This is a genomic window from Gordonia paraffinivorans (assembly GCF_900683595.1).
In the GTDB taxonomy this organism is placed as follows: domain Bacteria; phylum Actinomycetota; class Actinomycetes; order Mycobacteriales; family Mycobacteriaceae; genus Gordonia; species Gordonia paraffinivorans.
In genome coordinates, this window is the sequence record NZ_CAACYD010000006.1 from 654582 (window position 1) to 676152 (window position 21571).

A 21571-nucleotide genomic window follows, 5' to 3' on the forward strand; every position below is an offset into this window, starting at 1 on the left:
CTATCGGTCGAGAGCGATCCTATCGACCCACGCCGGCCCCGCGGGCCGGCGCACGGACCCCATTGAATCTGACATGTCAGTCCGGTAAATTCGCGAGCACTCGGCGCAAACCTGGACGACCGACCAGGTCCGCCGCGGCTCGTCTCTTGGGGGAAACAGGCTCATGACCGACTTCATCGTCTCCGGCGCAACGGGATTCATCGGCTCCCGGTTCGTCCGGCAACTGCTGGAAACCGATCCCGAACACCGCGTCTACGCCCTGGTGAGACCGGCTTCGATTCCGCGGTTCGCCACCCGCACCGCGGGGTGGACGGGCCGCGACCGGCTGATCACCGTCGCCGCGGACCTGGCACAGCCCGGACTCGGACTGTCCGACGGGGCACTGCCCGACACCGTCGAACACGTCGTCCATCTCGGCGCGATCTACGACATGGACGCCGGCGCCGAGGAACAGTTGCGGGTCAACGTCCTCGGCACCGAGCGGATGATCGACATCGCCGAGTCGACCGGCGCGCTGATGCACCACGTCTCATCCATCGCCGTGTCCGGGGACCACCGCGGCCGGTTCACCGAGCACGACTTCGACAAGGGACAAGGATTCCCGACCCCGTATCACCAGACCAAGTTCGCGGCCGAGGAGCGGGTGCGTTCACGTCCCGGTCTGCGGTGGCGCGTCTATCGCCCGGCGATCGTGCTCGGCGACTCCCGGAACGGGGAGATGGACAAGGTCGACGGCCCGTACTACATGTTCAAGTATTTCCGTCTGGCCTCGAAGCTGCCGCAACGCGTCCCGCTGCCCCTTCCCGATCTCGGCCAGCTCAACGCCGTGCCGGTGGACTTCGTCGTCGATGCGCTCACGGCGCTGGTCACCTACGACCCGGAGGCAGAGAACCGCGTCTTCCACCTCGTCGACCCGAAGTACCGCAACACCACCGATTTCTACAACGCCCTGGCACCGGCACTGGGTGCACCGCACGCCGTCGACGCACTGCCGCCCTCGGTGGGCCGGACCGCACTGGAAATCCTCGGGCGCGAACCACTCCGCTCACTGCGCGACGGCATCGCGCGACGCGAGGGCATCCCGCCCGCGGTACTCGACACCGTCTCCCTGCCTGCCCACTTCACCACCGGCGAGACCTTCGCGACACTCGGCCGACTCGGTGTCGAGCTCCCGGAGATCACCGAGTACGGTCCACGGCTCTGGGACTACTGGGCGCGGCACCTGGATCCGGCGCGGCATCGCCGTGATCCCCGACAAGGACTGCAGGGAATCAACATCCTGATCACCGGTGCGTCGTCGGGAATCGGCGCCGCCACGGCAAGAGAGTGCGTCGCGCGCGGCGCCACCGTGTTCATGCTCGCCCGCGACGTGGAGACGCTGTCACTGCGCCGCACCCAGATCGCCGGGACCGAGCCCGTCGACACCCGTATCGGGCGGGGTCGCGCGTACGCGTATCCCTGCGACATCACCGATGCGGGAGCCGTCACCGAGGTCGTCGACGACATCCTCGACGCGCACGGCCGCATCGATGTGGTGGTCAACAACGCCGGGGTCTCGATCCGCCGGTCGGCGCGGCTCTCCCTCGCGAGGTCGCGGGATCTGCGGCGGACGATGGAGGTCAACTACTTCGGCGCGCTCAACGTGATCGACGCGGTCGTCGACCACTTCCGTGCAAACGGCGGCGGACACGTCGTGAACGTGTCCAGCATCGGGGTCGGTGTACACGCGCCGAGGTTCGGCGCCTACCTGGCATCGAAGGCGGCCCTGGAGACCTTCACCGATGTCGCGGCGAGCGAACTGCGTTCAGACGACATCACATTCACGACGATCCGCATGCCGCTCACCCGGACGCCGATGATCGAGCCGACGAGTGCCTACAAGAATGCCCGGGCGATGTCGACGGACAAGGCGGCGGCGATCGTGCTGCGGGCGATCATCGAGCGACCGGTCCTGATCGACACCCCGCTGGGCACCTGGGCCCGGCTGGCGCGGTTCGCGGCGCCGGGACTCAACCGACAGGCCCGAAACCTGGGTTACCACATCACCTTCGATCCGGCCGCCGACCGGGACACCGCCGCCGCCCCGCAGCCCAGCCGGGCGCACAAGGTGCTGCATCGCACCCGACACACGTTGGACGCCAAGGTCCGTCCCATGTATCGGGCGGCATCGCGATCACCGCTGCGCCGGTATTCGCGCCGCGTCGCCAACGCGGTCCCGGGCATCACGTGGTGAGGTGAGCGAGGGTCACGTCAGGCGTCCGCCGGCCACCCGCCGTAGAGGAGGAAACGGGCGAAGGTGGATGCAGACGCCTCGATGTCGATCTCCTGGTCCGGCTCCAACAGCACCGGGATGAGGAGACCGACCAGGCCGGACACCACGATCTCTCCGACGACCTCTACGTCGATATCGCCGCGAAGGTATCCGGCGTCGACTCCCTCTTGCAGGTAATCTGCACTGAGAGAACTCATCCGGTGGTAGTACGAGAGCATCTCCTGCAGCGCGGCATCGTCGACTCCCGGGGCCTCCATGGTGAGGAAAGCCAGCTCCGCGGGGCGCCGCAATGCGTATTCCAAGATGCGCGCGGCCAGGCTCCGGAGCTCGTCGGTGAACTCCTCGAGGGTTGCGGCGGGAGTGCGGTGCAGTTCGACCACCGCGACGATGTCGTTGACCTCGCGCGTCATCAGGGCGGCGAGCGCGTCCCGCTTGTTGTCGAAATAGTTGTAGAACGTCCCGTGGCTGACCCCGGCACGCGCGACGACATCGCCGACGCCGATCTCCCGGTAGCCGCGTTCCACGCAGAGAGCGAGGAAGGCGTCGAGCAACTCGGTCCGACGCTGCTGGGTGCGGTCGCCACCGCGGGTCGCCGCGGTGGACATCTGTTCCCTGGTCACCGGCCGGCCTGCCTCGCCACGATGCCGCGGCGGGCGACGTCGGTCGCCGTGCCGACCAACAGGTCGCGGAGGGCGGGGTCGGTCTTGCCCTCCACCGAAGCGACCACACCGGGAATGGTCAGGCTGGTGAGCAGCCGCGCGAGAATCGGCCTGCGTTCGTCGGGAACCTCGATCCAGCCCCGGTCGACGGCGATTCCCAGCGCCCGGACGACCAGCGAATTCAGGATCGCCTCGAGTCCCACGACGCGTTCGCGCAGGTCCTTGTCGATGGCGTTGGCCTGGACGGCGATCAGGCGGATGAGTGCCGGGTCCTCGTCGATGAGGCGGTACAGGCGCCGGCCGATCGTCGTGATCTTGGCAGCCATGTCGTCGAGCGACTGCGGGTCGGAATCGAACAGCGAATCCGGATCGACGGTCGAGAACAACCGGTCGATGGCGTTGTCGAAGACGAGGTCGAGCAGTTCGCGCTTGCTCTCGATGTACCGGTAGATGGTGCCCTGGCCGATTCCGGCCTCGCGCGCGATATCGGCGATCGTCGTCGCCTCGTACCCCTTGCCGGTGAAGACCTTGTACGCGGCCTCGACGATCTCACCGCGACGTTTCTCCGCCAGCCCCGCGACCGGGGGCCGTCCACGCTTCTGCGTCGGAGCCGAACTATTCGCCGGTGTCGTCATTCGTCCTCTCGCTGTCCTCGGGGACGCGGGGCGTCGCCCTGGCCAATGCGTGCCCGGCCAAGAATGCCACATAGGCGATGGTTCCCGCTGCCCCGATGGTTCGGGTCCGGCGACCCGCGATGGCCAGTCCGAGGACGGTCTCGGTGGTGCCGTTGGCGAACACCCAGGCGCGGGTTCCCCGTGGGAAGACGGGCCGGGTGATCGGCTCGAACAGCCGCGGGCTGGTGAAGTGGGCGAGCCCCGAGCCCGCGAGGCCGATGCCCACGAGTCGGGCCGATGCCGAATCGGCGGATCGCGCTCGGATGACGACGGGGCGGCGTGGCGTGCGTCCACGGACGATCTGATCGGCGACGCGACGTCGACTGCGGATATGCATACGGTGCTCCTGAAGGTGAGTGGTCGATGGGTCGGCCTATCGGGGCTCGGTGGGAACGGGCGCGGTGTCGTCGGCATCGTCCAGCACCCCGAAGTCGGAGATCAGCCGCCGGCCGTCGCGCTCGGTGACCGCGACGTCGAGGACCACCTGCGACGGCGCCTCCTCGGGCCGTTGCACGCTCCGAGAGATCTGGTTGCCGACGACGACGAACCGGTAGGTCGCGCCGTCGGTGCCCGGGTCGCCGGTGGACGAGATGAGGTGGGTGGCCAGCACGTCTCCGCGTGAGATGAGCTTCGCCTGCTGCATGACGCCCCGGATGAGGTCCACGGCCGACTCGTACTTCTTCGCGAACTCGGGCGTGATGCCCTTCTTCATCTCGGCCACGAAACCGTCCGGGTCGGTGTAGCTGAAGTTCATCGATCGCGTCGCGTATTCGGCTGCGATCTCGGCCGCGGCCTGTCGCGCCCGCTCGTGCGCTTGATCCTCGGCGACACGCTGGTTCACCGAATGCAGCGAGATCGAGACCCAGGCCAGGCCCGTCAGCGCGACGAGCAGGAGGACGGACAGGACTCCGACTAGCGGAGGGCGTGGGAGACGCCGGGGTTCGCGCCTGTCCACCGGGCCGATCGGGGGTGTCGTCGCATCGCCTTCCGCGGGGTGGATGTCATCGGCGGATTCACCTACCACCACGACCGATTCGTCGGTGTCATGGGCTTCGTGGGTGTCATGGTTGGCCACGGACGTCTTGGCCGCGGTCGTCCCATCCGGGGCCGATTCCCCCGTGACCGATTTCTCCGGGGCTGTCTTCTCCGGGATGTTCTCCTGTGCAGTCGCCTTCTCGATGGTCGTCATCGTGGCCCTCCTCGGGTCGGTGGTGGGTTCGGGGTCTCCTCGCCGCTGATGGCAGGCACCCGGATGGTCACGCGAGCGCGGCCGTTGCCCGGGAACACGCTGCGCCAGAGGTCGGTGATCGCGGCCGCGTCGACGCGCCAGGACCGCAAGTGCTGCGTCGCCGGTCGCAGCACGGTGGCGATGAATCCGAAATCGGGTGCGAGGGTGTCGAAGTAACCGGCGATGCGGTCGACCACGGGTCCGATGGTCTCGTCCCAGGTCGTGTCCGCAACGCGGCTGTAGGCGCCGAGGGACGTGATCAGGTGGCCCATCTGAGGCTCGAGATACGCCATCGGGGGTGCGGTATCGCCGAGCTCGGCGCCGATGTCGGCCTGACCCATCGACCGGGTGAGTCGCTGCGCGTTGACGAACAGCCGGCGCAGGGCGTCACGTTTCTCGGTGATGGTCTGTGCCATCAGCCGACCCGCTTCGCGCAGGTTCGCGGCGACCGCGGGGTCTCCGAAGGCGTTTCCGAGCACATCCGCGATGCGACGCATCTGCTCGGGGTCGACCTGATCGGCCAAGGTGCCCACGCGGGTGAGCATCTCGCTGACCGTACTGCTCACCCGGACCTGTTCGGGTGGGATACGGTCGCCGCCGGACAGGTACGGCCCGGAATCGGAGTCGGGCCGGAACTCGAGGTACTGCTCCCCCACCGCCGAGAGATTGGCGATCTCGACGGGACTGTCGACGGGCACACGGGTGCCCGGTCGCAATTCCGCGGTCACCTCGACATGGTCGCGCCGGGTGCGGATGTCGGCGATACGTCCGACCTCGATCCCTCGTAGAAGAACCCGGGAGGATTCCATGAGGCCGCCGGTCTCCGGGATCGTCAGTTCGATTCGGATCGGCTCACGCATCGGGTCCATCCGGAGCACACCGACCGCGAGGTACCCCACGCCCAGCACGGTGAGAGCGATCAGCAGGACGATCGAGAGCCGTCCGGTCATCTGCCTCATAGCAACCCCAGTCCGCGCAGGATGTCGGTCACGTCGCGCGCGCGCTCGACGTCTCGTCCGGTGTCGGTGACGCTCACGATGTCGAGCGATCCACCGCGCAGGAACGGGACGAGGCGGTCTCGAACCAGAACAGCTGCCCGATGAGCGTTCTCCGCGACCGAACGGTCGGCGTTCGCGATGGTGACCAGCCACGGGTCGACGGTCGCCAGCATCGATGTCAGCTCCTCGTGGACGGGATTCAGCACACCGGCCACCCCACGGCCCAGACCTCCGACCGCGATGATCAGGTCCACGACGCTGAGCAGGGTGTTCGACAACCCGCCCAGCCGCGTCTCGCCGTGCGTCAAGATCTCGTCGATCCGGTGCCGTTGTGCGGCGACGGTGGCCGCGACCTGATCCGCGCGCTCGAGGATCGCCTGGATCGGCCCGGTGTTCTCACCCAGGCCGGTCACCGCGGCGGCGCCGGCCGCGGCGATCCGCCGCAACTCGGCGGGCGGGACGTCGAGGGCCGCGTTGACATCCCTGATGGCCGACTGGAGCCGGGTGAGCGTCCCGCCGTTCACGAGGTTGCCCACGGTCGTCAGCATCGTCTCGACGTTGATCGGGGGTTCGGTGTGGTCCAGCGGGATCATCGACCCGTCGACCAGCACCGCGTCCCCGACAGGATGGGTCGGCGGGACCAGTGCGACATAGATGTCGCCGAGGAGCGTGGTCTGGCGCAGCTCCGCGCGGGTACCGACAGGGACTCGGCGCGTGCGGTCGAGGTCGATCACCGCGATCGCGCGGTCACCGGCGAGTTCTGTCGATACGACGGTGCCGGTTTCGACGCCGTCCATCAGGACCCGCGCGCGGTCCGGCAGATTCAGCACACTGGCGAACTCGGCACGGATACGGATGGTCGCATCGGTTCGACCCCCGGCGCCGAGCGGGATGTCGGTGAGAGTGGGGCCGCACGCGCTCGCGAGCAGGCACATCACCAGTATCGCGGCGGCACGACGCAACAGTGCGGGACGCGAACTCATCAGCGCCACCCCGCAGCACCGAGAACGATTTGCACGACGCCGAGATCCACGACCTCGCCACGGTTCGGTGCACGCGGGCAACCCGGCGGATTCCGCAGTGCGCGGCACACCTCACCGACCGATTCGGCGGACAGACGGACGGTCGGCGGGTGATAACGGATCCGACCGGCCCGCAGGTCGTCCGCGTACAGGGTACGCAGACTGTTTCCCACCGAAGGAAGTTGCTCCAGAACATCTTTCACATCTCCGGCACGCGCCGCGAAGAGGTGCACCGCCGGCACGATCCGGTCGGCGGCGTCGAGCAGCCGGTCGCCGTGGCGGTCCAGGACCCGGTCGAGGACCGGCAAGAAGTCCACGGCGAGGTCGATAGCCGCGGCGAACTCCCGGGCGAAACCCCCGAACGTGTCCGCCGTGATCGACAGGTTGCGCACAGCCTGCTCGAACTCGGGGAACCGCTCGGTGAAGCTCTGCAGGAGGACATCGAGATTGTCCACGAGACCACGGATCTGGCCGTCCATCCGCCCCGGATCGGGTAGGGCACGCGAGAGCGACGCGAACAGTTCCGCCGCGTCGGGGCCGGTCCCCGACACCGCGGCGTCGGCCTTGCGAACGAGTTCGCCGATCACGTCGGCCCGTTCGCGATCCACCTGCCCGTGTTCGTCGACGCCGAGAACGGCCGAGATCAACGCGTTGGTGGCGTCGAAGGACTTGCTGATGCCCAGTGGCGTCCTGGTCCGGGACTCGGGAATGCAATGGTCGCCGGAGAATTCGGGTCCAGCGGTGTAGGGCTTGGTGAACTCGATCCGACGATCGGTCACGATCGAACCGTCGATGGCCACCGCGCCCACGTCGGCGGGCAGACGGAGGTCGTCATCGACCTGCATGGTGATGCGCACGCCTCCACCGACAGAGGTGATCTCGTCGACCGATCCGACCGGTACACCCATCAGGGTCACCGCATTGCCCGTGTACACGCCGATCGAGTCGTCGAACTCGGCGCAGACGGTGCGGTGGGAGAACCGATCCGCGACGACCCCGAAGAGCGGCCTGGCGGCGACTGCGCCCACGGCGACGAGGGCACAGCACACGATGAGGACCCCAACGACGATGTTCCGGCGCGAGTGTGGTGACGTCATCTAGCACCCCCGCTCCGGGCTCGGGATGCACACGATGATCGCGGATTGCGGTGACCGCGCGGTCTGTGCGGCCTGTTCGCCGAGGAAACCCCTTGCTGCATCGAGGAAGTCGTGGATCGCCGCGATGGACTCGTCGAGGGACGACAGGCGCGCCGCGAGCTTGTCCATGATCGCGACGGCGTCGTCGACGGGCTGCTCCAGTGCCTGCGCGTAGGCGAGGATCGGCCGGTGGAGGAAGGCGAAGACCCGCTTGAGCCTGTTGAACACGCGAACCACGAGATCGCGCTGCACCCCGAGCTTCACCCCGATCGTCCCGAAGTTCCGCACGAAGGTCAGCAGGATCTGCCGGTCCCTCGTCGTGGCGCGCACGTATTCCTCGGAGACCCGCAGTCCCGTCGCCAACTGGTCGGCGCGGGTCGCCACGGTCGAGGCGAGGCGCGAAGAGTTCTGCAGCACCTCGCGGATCGCCTGTGGCCGGCCGGCGAGCGCGGCATCGAGTTCATCGAGGGTGTCGCGCAGCAGCGCGCCGTCGAGCTGGGCCACGCGGGGTGTCGCGATCTCCATCACCGACGACATGTCGAAGGTCGTCTCCGTCCGCGTCACCGGGATGATGCCGTCGCCGATGTCGGTGTCACCGACCGTGGTCAGCTGGACGAAGCGCCCACCGACCGGAGTCAGCAGCTTGATGGCGGCCCCGGAGGAATCTCCCACGAGAACGTCGGATCTCACGTTCAGTACCACTCGCACCCGATCGCCGTCGAGGCTGACGGTGTCGACCTTGCCGACGCTGATGCCTGCGATCCGGACGTCATCGCCGGCGCGCAGGCCGTTGGCGTGGGCGAACTGCACGGTTACCGACCGATGGCCGGGCGGCGCCAGGTAGAGCAGCGCCGAGGCGGCGAGCAGCGCCACCACGACGACGATGCCGACACAGCCGATGCCGACCTGGACACGACGATCGTGGTCGGCGGTCCGCATCGGACCTCGGCCCATCAACTCTGCGATGAGATCTGATGCGCGGTCGGTCATCGGCATACTCGCAATTCCTTCCCTCCGACCAGGAGTCGGGGCAGCGCCGTGGAGGTGAGTTGTCCACGGCTACACGTCAGGCCCGCAGACGGATGGGTTCCGACGGCTGAGTTGATCGCCGACAGCAGCGTCGGGATCGTGCCGAGCGCCTCGACGATCTGTGGGGTGGCGGGGAGTACCCGACGCAGGAATGCGTCGAGCGGTCCGTAGTTGGAGTCGTAACTGCCCGACATCATCTCGAGCAATTCGGTGGCGGGCACCAGGGCGCGGTCGGCGTCGTGCAAGGCGCGGTCGACCTCGTCGATGCGGCCGGTGAACTTGGTGACCGCCCCGTTGAGCACGGTGACGAGGCCGGCCACCCGGGCCGAGCGGCCGCCGATCTCGTCGGCCACCGCACCGAGATTCGCGATGAGCGTGAGGATCACGGCTTCCCGGTCGCGGGCGAGTGCGGTGAGCCGGTCCAGGCTCTCGAGCACCGGGGCGTACCCTCGTCCATCGCCTTCGAGCACGGTCAGGATGTTCGCGGCGAAATCGTTGAAGGCCGCGGGATCGAACGAGGCGAGGAGCGGACCCACACCGTTGAACAGTCGGGTGATGTCGAAGGACGGGATGGTCCGTTCCAGCGGTATGACCGCGCCGTCGTCGAGCCGCGACTCGGTGGCCTCGTGCGGTCCGGGGACCACCTCGAGATAGCGCTGGCCGATCAGGTTCTGGTATCGGACGGCGGCTCTCGCCGATCGTCCTGGGCGATGTCCGCGCTGCACCTCGAAGGTCACCACTGCGTTCCCCCGGTCGATGGCGATGTCGCGGACCTCGCCGACGAGAACCCCGGCCTGGCGGACGGGGTCGCCGGCGAAGAGCCCGGAGACATCCGAGAACACGGCCCGGTAGGTGGCCTTGTCTCCCGGCAGCGGCCGCGAGATCGCGGTCACGATCCCCCAGGACATCAGCGCCACCACGATGCCGAACGCCGTGAGACGGAGGATGGGAGAACGCATCTCGGTGGTCATTGGGTTCCTCCGCTGGAACGCAGGACCGGACCGATGCCCTGTGGGAAGACGTCGAACAGCACCTCGAGTTCGAGGTGGGGACGATCGGGCGCCCCGGTGAAGGCGGATTCTGTGTCGGCGAGCAAGTTGCCGATGCGGTTGTAGGCGTCGGGGATCGTCCCCGCGGACAGCACGAGCGGCAGTCCGATGTCGAGTGCTACCGCGATGATCGTGCCGAGGCTCGTGCGGTGATCGGCGAGGATCTCGGCGACGGGAAGCACGAGGCGGCTCGACAGGCCGCTCACAGCGGCGATCGTGCGCTTCTGCCCCGCCGCCGTCTCCAGAAACCGACTCGCATCCATGGTGGTGTTGACCACGCCGATGGTCGGTGTGAGGATCGCCCGGATGCCGTCGAGGATGTCGGTGGTCTCGCCCAGGAAATCACGGACGCTCATCGCGCGTTCCTCGCGGGCGTCACCCAGCAGGGTGAGGTAGGCGCGCGCCGTCCGGGCGATCGGTCCCGCATTGTCGGCCAGCCCGTCGATCGCGGCCAGCATCTCCGAGGAGGTGAAGGCGTCGGTCAGCGTGGTCGTCCGGTTCATCACACCGGTGACGGTTCCGACGGTGGCATCGCCGGTGATCCGCAACCGCTGCCCGCTCCGCAGCCGCTCGCCTCCCGGCCCGTTCGAGACCAGTTCGATCGCCGTCGTTCCGAAGAGGTTCGCCGACGAATAGCCCGGTACGACATCGGAACCCAGGCCGGATGCCTCCGCGGGGTCGATCGAGAGGCGCACCTGCTGGGTTCCGTCGGCGAGCGCGGTGATCTCGTCGACGGTACCGATGACGAAGCCGCGGTGCTTGACCGGCGCGCCCACCATCAGCCCGTCGCCGACCTGGTCTGCCTCCAGCAGGAGTTCGAAGCGATCGTCGAATCCGCCTTGCGCATGGGTGCCGAGCAGCGCGGCCACTGCGCACAGCACCGCGATGGTCATCACGCCGCGCAGGAACAGGCCGCTCGCGCTCGGGTCGCGAGGTGACCTCTCCCAGCCGCCAAGTGGATTCATCCCGAGATCGCAATCGTGTTGGTGAGGCCCCAGAACATCAGCGTCAGCACCATGTCCGCGCTGACGATCACCACGAGGCTCGCGCGGATCGCGCGGCCCGACGCCACGCCGACGCCCTCCGGGCCTCCTGAGGCGAAATACCCGAAGTAGCTGTGGATGAGGATGATCAGGACGACGAACACCACCGCCTTGACCACCGAGTAGACGATGTCCGAGCCGCTGATGAACTGGCCGAAGTAGTGTTGGTACGCGCCGTCGGACTCGCCGTGGACGACGATGACGACGAACGCGCACGAGACGTATCCGAGGATCAGCGCGATCAGGTAGAGCGGGACGATGGTGATCGCGCCGGCCACCATCCGGGTGGACACCACAAACGGAATCGAACGAATTCCATTGGCCTCCAACGCATCGACCTCCTCGGAGATCCGCATCGACCCGATCTCCGCGGTGATCCGGCACCCCGTCTGGGCGGCGAAGCCGACCGCGGCGATCATCGGTGCGAGCTCCCTCGTACTCGCATAAGCGGAGACGAGACCGGTGAGGGGACCCATGTTGACCATGTCGAGCAGCGCATACCCCTGGATGCCGATCGACGCGCCGACCGCAACGCCGAGGAATGCGAGGACCGCCAGGGTCCCGCCGCCGACGATGATCCCCGACGACCCCAGCGTCATGTCACCGATCAATGCGGCGATGTGTCGCCGATAGTGCAGCGCTGCATGGGGAATCGCGCCCAGTGACCGCGATACGAAAGTCGCCTGGTGCCCGGCCATCTGAAACGCGCGGACCGGCGCACCCACGACCTGTCCGGCGGCTCGGACCAGTGGCGCCGTGTGCGGCGGATAGTGGCGTGCCGGGACCATCAGCCCACCCGCTGCGGAAGGAACATCGTGACCAACTGGGTGATGACGAGGTTGATACCGAACGCGACCACTACGCCGAGCACCACCGCGGCGTTGACCGAGTCGGCGACTGCCTTGGGTCCGTATCTGGTCTCCAGACCACGCTGTGCTGCGATGACGACCACGACGACTCCGAAGATGAGCGATTTCGCCACGGCCACAGCCAGATCCGATGTCGATGCGAATGCGGAGAACGACGAGGTGTACGAGCCGGGCGTGATGTCCTGGAATGTCACGGCGATGACGTATCCGGTCGTGAGCCCCATGAAGATCACCAGCATGCACAGCAGAGGTGCGACCGCGATGATGGCGGCCATTCGCGGGGCCACCAGTCGCCGCAACGGGTCCACCCCCATGGAGCGAAGCGCGTCGATCTCCTCCCGCATGCTGCGGGCGCCGAGGTCGGAGGCAATGGCAGCACCACCGGCGCCGCCGATGAGCAGGGCCACCACGATCGGCGCGCCCTGCTGGATGACGCCGAGCCCGCCGGCGGCGCCGGACACCGAACTGGCACCGACCTGCTGGGTCAGACTCCCGACCTGGACCGCGACGATGACGCCGAACGGCACCGACACCAGCACCGCCGGGATCGCGGTCACCGTGACCAACAACCATGCCTGACGAACCGCGTCGCGCCACGGGAACCGCAGCGTGACGAGGTCGGTCACGAGGTACACGAAGCTGCTCATGCCGATCTGAACGGCGCGACCGAACGTGGCCAGCGAGGCAAGGCCGCGCGCGACCGCACGGCCGGCGAGGTGCCGTCCGCGGGCCGCCCATCGTCCCGGGATCGCGGTCACCGGCCGCGCCGTCACCATTTGGCCTTCTCCTCGATCCCGAGGGCGGTGTGCAGGAAGCCGGCGATGTTCTCGATCGCCCGACGGCCTTCCGGGACCAGGTCGGCGGCAGCCTGGAAGACGTGGAACTGCCCCTCCCACACCTCGAGCTCCACGTCGACACCGGCCTCCGCCAGCGCGTTTGCCATCAACTCTGCGTCATGGTGGAGGATCTCGCCCGAGCCCACCTGGATCAGCGCGGGTGGAAAACCGGCAAGCACGAGTTGATGCGCCGAACCCACCGGCGGCAGTGCGTTGTTCGTCTTGCCCACCCGACGTCGTGAGCGTATCTCGGCCCGTCGGGTCACCCGCAGCATCGCGGACACGGCGTCGGGCGTGAACAACGGGTCAGCAGAGCCCGGGGTGAGCGGCCGGTCGTCGCCGACGTCGACCAACGGCGACTGTCCGACCACTGCGCCCGGCGTGCCGAGCCCGAGTTCGGAAACCCGCGCCGCGACGTGGAAGGCAAAATAGCCTCCGGCGGAATCCCCCACGATGGCGATCCGGTCGGGCGCGTAGCCCAGGTCCAGCAACCAGCGGTACCCGTCCACACAGTCCGAGAGTGCCTCGGCAACCGAATACCGCGGTGCGCGACGGTAGTCGACCGCCAGCGCGGTCATGTGCGATTCGCGCACAAGTCGTGACACCAGCCGACGATGGGTCCGGATGCCGCCGAGGATGAAGGCGCCACCGTGGATGTAGAGGATGGCGCCGTCCGGGTCGGCCACCGTCCGCGGCGTCGAGTACTCCGCCCCGCAGTGCGCGAGTCGTACGCGGCGACGGGCAACGCCCGGTAGCGGCGGCAGCAGCGCGGCGAGATCGTCGAGCAGCCGGTACGGCCAGGGCAGATGCGGAACTCGGGACCACACGACGATCACGGTTCGCACGAAGATCCGGATGAACACTGCGATCATCCGGGAGCGCAGGCCGGGTGGACCGAAAGTCCGGCGGCGCACCATCCCCGGGGCGCCGACGGGCACCGGGACGGCCGCCGCGTCGGCCGCGGTGCGTGGCGCGCTCATCCTGCCACCTTCTCGACCGACCCCCGCGTGAGGCCCCGCTGCACGAGGAGGCCCACGAGTCCCCCCAACACCGCGACGATCGCGACGACGACAATCGCAACGACCATGTAGATCACCCCTCTGGTTCTGCTGAATCTCACGACTTGACCTCGGCTCGTGTGGAGGTGCGACGCCGAGGTCGCCGACCGGATGTCGGCGTCGGCACGACACCGTGAAGACGGTCACGCGTACCCCACCTGAAGCTCCCCCGTGGGGTACGCGTGATCCCCCTCATCTCGGGGTCCGAACGAACTCGTCCGGACCATCACCGGGTAGTGGAATATTAGCCGACTGACATGTCACCCTGCTTGGTTTTCGAGTGCATGCTCGAGATTGTCTGCAACGTGACGTCAGGCGCCGTCGGACGCGGCGACTGGCGCGAGCCCCCGCCGACGCCGTGCAGGAACCCGGTCGACGGTCCGGAATTCGAAGTCGCTCATCGGAATACGCTTGCTCGCCCGCGTGGATTGGTACGCCGTGGTGGGCCGGAGGAATCCGAAGTCACCGTGTTTGTCGATGTAGTAAGAGTTCGCGTTCACACAAGCCTTGCCGTGCATGAGTGTGTGCTTGCCGCGCTCGGAGATGAACTCGAAGAACCGATCGTTCGCCTCCTCGGTGACCGCCACCGACGTCGCTCCCCTGTGGTCGGCCTCGGTGATCACCGTGGTGACGATCCGCATGGCGTTCTCGACCATCACGTGCCAACTGCTGCCGCTCCATGCGAACGGCCCGAAGACCATGAAGTGGTTGGGCAGTTGCGGCATGCAGACGCCCTCGTATGCCTTGGCACGGTTGTTCTCGTAGAAGTCGGCGAGATCGAAGCCCTCACGCCCCCGCAGCGGCCGGCGCCGGTATGGCTCCGGACTCTGCGACATCTCGAATCCGGTGGCGAGCACCAGCACATCAATGGGGTGCTCGACTCCGTCGGCGGTTCGGATTCCGGCGGGCGTGACACGTTCGATGGGTTCGGTGACGAGATCGACGTCCTCCCGGGTGAACGTGCGGTAGTAGACGTTGGACACGCTCGGCCGCTTGCATCCGAACCCATAGGTGGGCGTTAGCTTCTTCCGTAGTTCCCGGTCACGAACCTGACTGAAGAGGAACAAGCGGCATGCCCAGTTCGGGACGAGCGTGAGGGGCGCGACCTGTTTGCCATACACCGTGATGCCGACGAGGCCGACCTCGACGAGCACCGCGACGATCCCGCGGATCACGCTCTGCAGGAACGGCAATCGACGGAACGCGAACCGCACCACGCGCGGGATCGGGAAGTCGGGTTTCGCGAACACCCAGATCGCCCGGCGCTGGAACACCTCGAGATGTCCGGCCTGTTCGGCCAGTTTCGGGACAAGCTGTACCGATGTCGCCCCGGTGCCGATCACCGCGGCCCTCTTGCCGGTGAAGTCGTAGTCGTGGTCCCACCGCTGGGATTGGATGATGGTGCCCTCGAAGTCGTCGAGTCCCGGTATGTCGGGTCTGCGAGGTTCCACGAAGGCTCCGATCGCAGAGACGACGTACTGAGCGGTCAGCGTGCGGCCGTCGGCCAGCGACACCTCCCAGCGCTGTCCGTCCTCGTCCCACTGGCGACAGACCACGTCGTGCCCGAGCCGGAGGTGGTCGTCGAGGCCGTAGCGCTCGACGAGGCCGTCGATGTAGGCGCGGACCTCGGCCCCTTTCGGGAAGGTCCTGGTCCAGTCGGGGTTCTTGGCGAAGGAGAACTGGTAGACGATTCCGGGAACGTCGACCGCAACGTCCGGATAGGTGTTCGCATACCAGGTTCCACCGACCCCCTCGGATCGCTCCAGGATGACGAAGTCGTCGATGCGTGCCCGTTTGAGCGCGATGGCCATCCCGACCCCGCCGAAGCCGGCGCCTATGATGATGACCTTGTGGTCGAAGTACGGTTCCGGCTCGTGCCTTCTGGTCCGTGCTCGTGGCATGGGAATCGTTCCTTCCTCAGCCGGCGACTTGCCGGGCGATCCGGTCGTCATACTCGGCCCGGGCCGCGCGGTCGTAGGGTTCCAGAGTGCGATCGGCGCCGGTCAACCGGCGCCCGAGAAGCCAGATCGGCTCGGGCACGACGTGCTGAAGCCGCAGGAGGGGAACGATGCCGCGCGGTGCGCCGACCACCGGGGGGCGACGCTCCAGACTCTCGAGGGCACGCCGTGCCACCGATTCGGGCGTGACGATCCCCCACTGTTCCCACCGTTTCATCGGAATACCGTCGATGAGCTGGGTTCTCACCGCCGACGGCATCACGACGGTCAACGTCACTCCGGTCCCGTTCAACTCTTCGCGTGCGCTGCGGGCGAAGCCGGTCGCGGCGTGTTTGCTCGCGACGTAGGTCGCCAGTCCCGGCGAGTGGATGGCGCCGGCCGCCGAGGTGATGTTGATGAAATGCCCTCGGCCACGGTCGATCATGCGCGGGGCCAGAATCTTGAACGAATGGTAGTGGGCCCAGAAGTTCACGCGCAGAGTCGCTTCCGCGACACCCGTCTGCTCGGCGAGCAAGGGACCGACCGGCATGATCCCGGCGTTGTTCACCACGATGTCGATCGGCCCGATGGTCGATTCGACCAGTTCCACCAGATCCTCGAACGCCGACCGGTCACCGACATCGAGGGCGAGGCCCGTCGCCCGCGGTCCCAGGCGCTGCGCGGCGGAATGTGCGTCCGCCCCGTCGAGGTCGGCGATCACCACCTGCGCCCCGGCGTCGAAGAGTCGTTGCGCCACCGCGAACCCGATTCCGCGCGCTCCTCCGGTCACGAGTGCCACGGCACCGCTGGTCGGAAAGGGACGGAACATCATTCAGATCACCGCTTTCGAGGTCGGGGACGATTCGTCGTCGGAGACCCGCGCGTGCGCCACGGACCCCGCCTTGGTGAACCGATAGGCGTCGAGGTCCACGTCGCGGCTGTCGGATCGCGCGCGGAACAGGCTCGTGGGCCGGATATACGGCGTGTCGCCGGCGGAGTTCACGTAGTAGGTCCGCAGGCCCGCGTTGACGGTGTTGAAGTAGTAATCGATGTTCTCGCCGTTGCGTTCGATCATGTCGCGGTATCGGCGATGGGCGTCCTCGGTGACCTCCACGACCTGAACATCCTGGCGCAATGCAGCCGAGATGACGTTGACCGCGTGCCCGGAGGTGATCTCGACGAGTTCGTGCCAGCCGGTGCCGATCCAGGAGTACGGCCCGACGAGCATCCACCGGTTCGGCAGGAATGGGACCGAAACCGATTGGTACGCCTGTAGTCCCGCAGAGTTGTAGAACCGACCGAGATCGAATCCGTCGCGGCCGACGACCGCACCCTCGACATAACTCTCGGGATCGGAGAAGAGGTGGTAGCCGGTGGCGAGCACGATCGCGTCGCACGGGTGGTGCACGCCGTCGCCGGTGAGGATTCCGTCCGGTGCGATCCGCGCGATCCGCTCGGTCACGAGGGCGACGTTGTCCCTGTTGAATGCCTGCAGGAACTCGTTCGACAGTGTCGGTCGCTTGCCGAGTAGACCGTATCCGGGCATGAGGGCCTGCCGCGTCCGTTCGTCGTCGACGACCCGACGCAAGTAGAACCGGTAGAACAATCGGGCGGTCCGGTCGAACCACGGCGCAGCGAGGCGGAACAGGGGCCGCGGCGTCTGATAGAGAATGCGCAGTCCGATCTCGACGACGATGTTGGCGATGGCCGACAGCACCGACTGGACACCGGGTAGACCGAAGATCGTCCGCAGCACCGGCCCGATCGCGAAATCAGGTTTCGGCAGCGCCCACACGGGAGTGCGCTGGTACACCTCGAGCGAGGCCACCTCGGGCGCGATCGACGGGGTGATCTGCACCGACGACGCACCCGTCCCGATCACCGCGATCCGCTTGCCGGCGAGGTCGTAGTCATGGTCCCACGCGTTGGGCCGAAGGATCTTTCCGTCGAAGTCGTCCAGCCCGGGAATCCCGGGGTCGTCCTTGGCCTTGATGTAGGCACCGATCGCGGAGATGACGAACCGCGCGGTCATGATCGTGCCGTTACCGAGATGTAGTTCCCACCAGCCGTTCTCGTCATCCCATTGCTCGGCGAGGACCTTGGTGTCCCACCGGGCGTGGTCGTAGAGACCGAGGCTGCGGGCCACTCCCCGATGATAGTCGAGGACCTCGCGACCTTTCGGGAACATCCGCGACCACTTGGGATTCCGTGCGAACGAGTACTGATATGTGAAGCCCGGGACATCCACCCCCAGCCCGGGGTAGTGGTTGTCGCGCCAGCTGCCCCCGAAATCCAGGGCCTGCTCGAGGATCACGAAGTCCTCGATCCCGCGCTTCTTGAGTAGTGCGGCGGCGCAGATGCCGCCAGGGCCGCCCCCGATGATGGCGACGAGTGTGTCCGGTGTCATGATCAACCCTCCCGCCACACAGACTGACATGTCATTCACTTAATGTCAACGGGCTGCCCCTGCGGCGTCTTCGGAAAAGAAGCCGCCCTGACCGGGCGCTTCCGGTCAGGGCGGCGGGTTCAGCGGTCCGGCCGACGGCGACGCCAGCGCGCGATCTCCTCCCCCATCGGAGTCGCCGGCCCGGAGATCCCGAGGGTCTCCCGGGCGATGTCGGACCAGGGCGCGGTCGCGTTCAGCCTGCCGAGCAGGGCCAACACGGCGAGTTCGTTGCGCCGCCCGAGCGCGTGCGCCTCGACGATGGCCTGGGCGCCGAACGTACCGATGTGGCCGCCCTGTGGGAGCAGCGCGGCGCTCACCGCGGCGGCGGCGACCTGCGGGGTGATGGTCAGGATTCCCGACTCGAGGTGCCAACCCGCGACGTCGCGGATGTAGGCGGTCAGCTCGTCCGGGCCCATGGCCTTGTCGTTCACGACGAATCCGGCCTCGCGGACCAGGTCGTACACCTCCCGGTGTCGTCCGCCGAGGAGCCCCTCCAGCGCGCGCCGTTCGAGGGCGTGCTCGTCGGGAGACAGCGTCACACATGACCCGAAGTCCACGAAACAGACCGTGCCACCGGGATTCACGAGGATGTTCCCGGGATGCGGGTCCGCACAGAAGTGCCCCACTCGGTACATCTCCCCGCAGTAGAAGCGGTAGATGGCCTCCCCGATCCGGTCCCGCTCCGGCGCGGGCAGAGCGGCTGCATCGTCGAGAGTCATCCCGTCGAAGAACTCCGTCACCAGCATGTCCCCGGTGCACAACTCCTCGACCGGAGAGGGTATTCGGATCACCGGGTGGCCGTCGAAGCGGTCTGAGAAGATCCGCTGGTTGCGACACTCCGCCTCGAAGTCGAGTTCGGTCGAGATCTGGCGCGCCACCTCGTCGACGATCGCCTCGGAGTTCACTGCCGGCAGATGGCGTCGGACCGCGCGGACCAGCAACCGCAGGTTCTGTAGATCGGCGCGGACCATGCGGTCGACGTTGGGGTACTTGACCTTCACCGCGACCGACCTTCCGTCGCGGAGGCGTGCCCGGTACACCTGCCCGATGGATGCTGTCGACACCGGCCCGGCGACGTCGGTCAGGTCGGCCACGTGCGGCCCGAGTTCGTCGGAGATGCGTTGCTGCATCGACGAGTCGGTCCATCGCGGGGCGGTGGCGAAGACGCGTTCCATCCGCCGGCTGAATTCGGCCCTGGTCTCCTCGTCGGCGATGCCGAGGTCGAGGACGGCCATTATCTGACCGAGTTTCTGTGCGGCACCGCGCATCCCGACTGCGACCGTGGCGATATCGTCGGCAAGGCGCAGGATGGTCCGCTCCCGCGCCCTGGCCTCCTGTTCGGGGCCGCGGAACCGGGAGGTCGCGGCCACGGCCGCCGAACGGGCGGCATGTCGTGCGGCCACCGCGCCCACGCGGCCGCCGCGGCGGAGCCGCTCCACCGGCAGTGCCGACGACCCTTCTGCGGATGACGTGCTGTCTTCGCTCATCGAACACCCCCTGCGACGATCAGCGGGCCCAGTGTGGCACGGTCCTGCCGGTGATCGCACCGAAACGGCGAATCGTCGCCGATCCGGCGGGTACTCTAAGGAGCGTGTCCGCTCAGTCGGTGCGCCGCTTGTGCCGCGGCTGCCACACGACCAGAGCGTTGGTGCGCGGTACCGGCACCAGTTCTCCGCTCCGGCGGCTCTGCGCGGCGGCCACCTCGTCGGTCAGTTCGCGCACGCGCTGTTGCAGCGCCTCGACCTGGTTCGTCAGGTCGATGATCCGCTTGATGCCGGCGAGATTGACGCCTTCCTCCTGCGAGAGACGCTGGATCTCTCGCAGGAGTTCGACGTCGCGCGGCGAGTAGCGGCGTCCGCCGCCGCTCGTCCGCTGCGGGGTGACCAGGCCCAGGCGGTCATAGGTCCGCAGGGTCTGCGCATGCATGCCAGCGAGTTCGGCAGCGACCGAGATCATGAACGTCGCACCGTCGTCGAAGTTCTTCTCACCGGCCATCACTCATCGCCCCCAGTCGGCCCGTGGGTCGAATCCGCTCTCCCGCTCGGCCTTGTCGTAGGCACGCATCGCCTCGAGCGCAGCCTCGTCGAGCTTGTCGGGCACCGCAACCTTCAGGGTCACCAGCAGGTCGCCGGCGCCTCCCGAACGCTTGGGCACGCCGCGGCCCCGCACACGCAGGGTCCGGCCGTCGGTCGTGTGGGGCGGGATCTTGACGCCCACCGAACCGTCGAGCGTCGGCACCGAGACCGTCGCCCCGAGAACGAGTTCGGAGAACCGCACCGGCAGCGTCACGCGCAGGTCGTTGCCGCTTCGCGTGAAGTACTTGTGCGGCGTCACGTGGACGACCACGTACAGGTCTCCCGACGGCGCCCCGCGACGACCGGCCTCGCCCTGCCCGGCGAGCCGGATGCGCTGTCCGTCCTCGACACCGGCGGGGATGCGCACGTTGATCGTCCGAGCGCGAACCTTCACACCGGTGCCGCTGCAGTCGGTGCACGGGTCGTCGATGCGGGAGCCGGTGCCCTGGCAGTCCTGGCAGGGTTCGCTGAACCCGAAGGCGCCCTGGTTGCGGCTGACGAAGCCCGAGCCGTTGCACCTCGGGCACACCCGCGGGCTGGTGCCGGGCTTGGCGCCCGAGCCATGACAGGTCGTACACGGCGACGGGCTCGTGACCCGCAGCGGGACGGTCGTGCCGAGTGCCGCGTCCTTGAACGACAGCGTGGTCTCGGTTTCGAGATCCTTCCCGCGACGCGGACGGCTGGCCGTCGACGTGCGCTGGGTTCCGCCGCCACGGTTGAAGAGACCCTCGAAGAGATCACCGATACCGCCGCTGCCGCCCGTACCGCCGAACAGGTCGCCGAGATCGAAATCCGCACCGCCCGTCGTGTAGGTCGTACCGCCGCCGCCGAATCCGCCGGGGAATCCGTTGCCGCCGCGGAATCGCCCGCCGGCGAACATCGCTCGCGTCTCGTCGTACTCTTTGCGCTTCTCGGGATCGCTCAGCACGCTGTGGGCTTCGGACACCCGCTTGAAGCGCTCTTCGGCCTCCGGGTCCCCGGGATTGGCATCCGGGTGCAGCTCGCGCGCGAGCTTGCGATAGGCCTTCTTGATCTCTTCAGCCGAAGCGTCAGAAGCAACGCCCAGGTCCTTGTAGAAGTCGTGTTCCAACCACTCTCGTTGGGGAGCCACCAGACGTCACCTCCTTCAAGTCTTCTGTTGTCTGGATTGTTGATTCAGTTGTGGACTCGCGGCCGCCGGCCGCGAGCCGGGGGACCACCCGATCCCCGGGGGTCGTGCGGGACGAGCCACGAAGGGCCG

At 67.6% G+C, this 21571-nt stretch carries 20 protein-coding genes; 1 reads left to right on the forward strand and 19 read right to left on the reverse strand.

Annotated elements, in window-relative coordinates; genetic code table 11:
• Positions 1 to 163 precede the first annotated feature (163 nt).
• Positions 164 to 2233, forward strand: a complete 2070-nt coding sequence (locus E1P53_RS09920; protein ID WP_131734196.1) for an SDR family oxidoreductase — start codon at positions 164 to 166, stop codon at positions 2231 to 2233.
• Positions 2234 to 2250: 17 nt separating this feature from the next.
• Here the strand turns inward: E1P53_RS09920 and E1P53_RS09925 are convergent, their stop codons facing one another.
• From E1P53_RS09925 to dnaJ, 19 genes are all read right to left on the reverse strand, one after another.
• Complete coding sequence (locus E1P53_RS09925; RefSeq protein ID WP_131734197.1) at positions 2251 to 2892, reverse strand: TetR/AcrR family transcriptional regulator; 642 nt, start codon at positions 2890 to 2892, stop codon at positions 2251 to 2253.
• Positions 2889 to 3566 (reverse strand): TetR/AcrR family transcriptional regulator, encoded by a 678-nt coding sequence (locus E1P53_RS09930; RefSeq protein WP_165484415.1) that lies wholly within the window; start codon positions 3564 to 3566, stop codon positions 2889 to 2891. Before E1P53_RS09930 ends, E1P53_RS09925 begins: the two co-directional genes overlap by 4 nt.
• Positions 3547 to 3942 (reverse strand): DoxX-related protein, encoded by a 396-nt coding sequence (locus E1P53_RS09935; RefSeq protein ID WP_181954826.1) that lies wholly within the window; start codon positions 3940 to 3942, stop codon positions 3547 to 3549. The genes E1P53_RS09930 and E1P53_RS09935 overlap by 20 nt, the downstream gene beginning before the upstream one ends.
• A gap of 36 nt (positions 3943 to 3978) precedes the next feature.
• Complete coding sequence (locus E1P53_RS09940; RefSeq protein ID WP_131734199.1) at positions 3979 to 4794, reverse strand: hypothetical protein; 816 nt, start codon at positions 4792 to 4794, stop codon at positions 3979 to 3981.
• Positions 4791 to 5783, reverse strand: a complete 993-nt coding sequence (locus E1P53_RS09945) for an MlaD family protein (RefSeq protein ID WP_165484416.1) — start codon at positions 5781 to 5783, stop codon at positions 4791 to 4793. The genes E1P53_RS09940 and E1P53_RS09945 overlap by 4 nt, the downstream gene beginning before the upstream one ends.
• Before the next feature lie 5 nt (positions 5784 to 5788).
• Complete coding sequence (locus tag E1P53_RS09950; protein WP_131734201.1) at positions 5789 to 6814, reverse strand: MlaD family protein; 1026 nt, start codon at positions 6812 to 6814, stop codon at positions 5789 to 5791.
• A complete protein-coding gene (locus tag E1P53_RS09955; protein WP_131734202.1) occupies positions 6814 to 7950 on the reverse strand; it encodes an MCE family protein in 1137 nt (378 codons plus the stop codon). The genes E1P53_RS09950 and E1P53_RS09955 overlap by 1 nt, the downstream gene beginning before the upstream one ends.
• On the reverse strand, positions 7951 to 8985 hold the full coding sequence (locus E1P53_RS09960; RefSeq protein ID WP_131734203.1) for an MlaD family protein: 1035 nt from the start codon (positions 8983 to 8985) through the stop codon (positions 7951 to 7953).
• The gene (locus E1P53_RS09965) at positions 8976 to 9977 is read right to left on the reverse strand and encodes an MlaD family protein (protein WP_165484417.1); all 1002 of its coding nucleotides are present in this window, start codon (positions 9975 to 9977) and stop codon (positions 8976 to 8978) included. The genes E1P53_RS09960 and E1P53_RS09965 overlap by 10 nt, the downstream gene beginning before the upstream one ends.
• A gap of 8 nt (positions 9978 to 9985) precedes the next feature.
• Positions 9986 to 11032, reverse strand: a complete 1047-nt coding sequence (locus E1P53_RS09970) for an MlaD family protein (protein ID WP_131734205.1) — start codon at positions 11030 to 11032, stop codon at positions 9986 to 9988.
• On the reverse strand, positions 11029 to 11898 hold the full coding sequence (locus E1P53_RS09975; protein WP_131734206.1) for an ABC transporter permease: 870 nt from the start codon (positions 11896 to 11898) through the stop codon (positions 11029 to 11031). Before E1P53_RS09975 ends, E1P53_RS09970 begins: the two co-directional genes overlap by 4 nt.
• Positions 11898 to 12755: an MlaE family ABC transporter permease gene (locus E1P53_RS09980; RefSeq protein ID WP_131734207.1), complete on the reverse strand. Its 858-nt coding sequence runs from the start codon at positions 12753 to 12755 to the stop codon at positions 11898 to 11900. Before E1P53_RS09980 ends, E1P53_RS09975 begins: the two co-directional genes overlap by 1 nt.
• Complete coding sequence (locus E1P53_RS09985; protein ID WP_131734208.1) at positions 12749 to 13795, reverse strand: alpha/beta hydrolase; 1047 nt, start codon at positions 13793 to 13795, stop codon at positions 12749 to 12751. Before E1P53_RS09985 ends, E1P53_RS09980 begins: the two co-directional genes overlap by 7 nt.
• Positions 13796 to 14184: 389 nt before the next feature.
• Complete coding sequence (locus E1P53_RS09990) at positions 14185 to 15774, reverse strand: flavin-containing monooxygenase (protein WP_131734209.1); 1590 nt, start codon at positions 15772 to 15774, stop codon at positions 14185 to 14187.
• A gap of 16 nt (positions 15775 to 15790) precedes the next feature.
• Entirely contained in the window at positions 15791 to 16642 is an 852-nt protein-coding gene (locus tag E1P53_RS09995; RefSeq protein ID WP_131734210.1) for an SDR family NAD(P)-dependent oxidoreductase, read from the reverse strand.
• Positions 16643 to 18217, reverse strand: a complete 1575-nt coding sequence (locus E1P53_RS10000) for a flavin-containing monooxygenase (protein WP_220398980.1) — start codon at positions 18215 to 18217, stop codon at positions 16643 to 16645. It lies immediately after the preceding gene.
• Between the two features lie 119 nt (positions 18218 to 18336).
• Positions 18337 to 19743 (reverse strand): ABC1 kinase family protein, encoded by a 1407-nt coding sequence (locus tag E1P53_RS10005; protein WP_131734211.1) that lies wholly within the window; start codon positions 19741 to 19743, stop codon positions 18337 to 18339.
• 112 nt (positions 19744 to 19855) lie between these two features.
• The gene (locus E1P53_RS10010) at positions 19856 to 20251 is read right to left on the reverse strand and encodes a heat shock protein transcriptional repressor HspR (protein ID WP_006901508.1); all 396 of its coding nucleotides are present in this window, start codon (positions 20249 to 20251) and stop codon (positions 19856 to 19858) included.
• 3 nt (positions 20252 to 20254) lie between these two features.
• Entirely contained in the window at positions 20255 to 21442 is a 1188-nt protein-coding gene (gene dnaJ / locus E1P53_RS10015; protein ID WP_006901509.1) for a molecular chaperone DnaJ, read from the reverse strand.
• Positions 21443 to 21571 lie beyond the last annotated feature (129 nt).

Bases quoted from the DNA above. Each gene is read 5' to 3' on its own strand.
- E1P53_RS09955 (WP_131734202.1), bottom strand. From the start codon at position 7,950: ATGACGTCACCACACTCGCGCCGGAACATCGTCGTTGGGGTCCTCATC.
- E1P53_RS10000 (WP_220398980.1), bottom strand. From the start codon at position 18,217: ATGACACCGGACACACTCGTCGCCATCATCGGGGGCGGCCCTGGCGGC.
- E1P53_RS09980 (WP_131734207.1), bottom strand. From the start codon at position 12,755: ATGGTGACGGCGCGGCCGGTGACCGCGATCCCGGGACGATGGGCGGCC.
- E1P53_RS09950 (WP_131734201.1), bottom strand. From the start codon at position 6,814: ATGAGTTCGCGTCCCGCACTGTTGCGTCGTGCCGCCGCGATACTGGTG.
- E1P53_RS09935 (WP_181954826.1), bottom strand. From the start codon at position 3,942: ATGCATATCCGCAGTCGACGTCGCGTCGCCGATCAGATCGTCCGTGGA.
- E1P53_RS09960 (WP_131734203.1), bottom strand. From the start codon at position 8,985: ATGCCGATGACCGACCGCGCATCAGATCTCATCGCAGAGTTGATGGGC.
- E1P53_RS09930 (WP_165484415.1), bottom strand. From the start codon at position 3,566: ATGACGACACCGGCGAATAGTTCGGCTCCGACGCAGAAGCGTGGACGG.
- E1P53_RS10005 (WP_131734211.1), bottom strand. From the start codon at position 19,743: ATGAGCGAAGACAGCACGTCATCCGCAGAAGGGTCGTCGGCACTGCCG.
- E1P53_RS10010 (WP_006901508.1), bottom strand. From the start codon at position 20,251: ATGGCCGGTGAGAAGAACTTCGACGACGGTGCGACGTTCATGATCTCG.
- E1P53_RS09970 (WP_131734205.1), bottom strand. From the start codon at position 11,032: ATGAATCCACTTGGCGGCTGGGAGAGGTCACCTCGCGACCCGAGCGCG.
- E1P53_RS09940 (WP_131734199.1), bottom strand. From the start codon at position 4,794: ATGACGACCATCGAGAAGGCGACTGCACAGGAGAACATCCCGGAGAAG.
- E1P53_RS09920 (WP_131734196.1), top strand. From the start codon at position 164: ATGACCGACTTCATCGTCTCCGGCGCAACGGGATTCATCGGCTCCCGG.
- E1P53_RS09990 (WP_131734209.1), bottom strand. From the start codon at position 15,774: ATGCCACGAGCACGGACCAGAAGGCACGAGCCGGAACCGTACTTCGAC.
- E1P53_RS09995 (WP_131734210.1), bottom strand. From the start codon at position 16,642: ATGATGTTCCGTCCCTTTCCGACCAGCGGTGCCGTGGCACTCGTGACC.
- E1P53_RS09945 (WP_165484416.1), bottom strand. From the start codon at position 5,783: ATGACCGGACGGCTCTCGATCGTCCTGCTGATCGCTCTCACCGTGCTG.
- E1P53_RS09975 (WP_131734206.1), bottom strand. From the start codon at position 11,898: ATGGTCCCGGCACGCCACTATCCGCCGCACACGGCGCCACTGGTCCGA.
- E1P53_RS09965 (WP_165484417.1), bottom strand. From the start codon at position 9,977: ATGCGTTCTCCCATCCTCCGTCTCACGGCGTTCGGCATCGTGGTGGCG.
- E1P53_RS09985 (WP_131734208.1), bottom strand. From the start codon at position 13,795: ATGAGCGCGCCACGCACCGCGGCCGACGCGGCGGCCGTCCCGGTGCCC.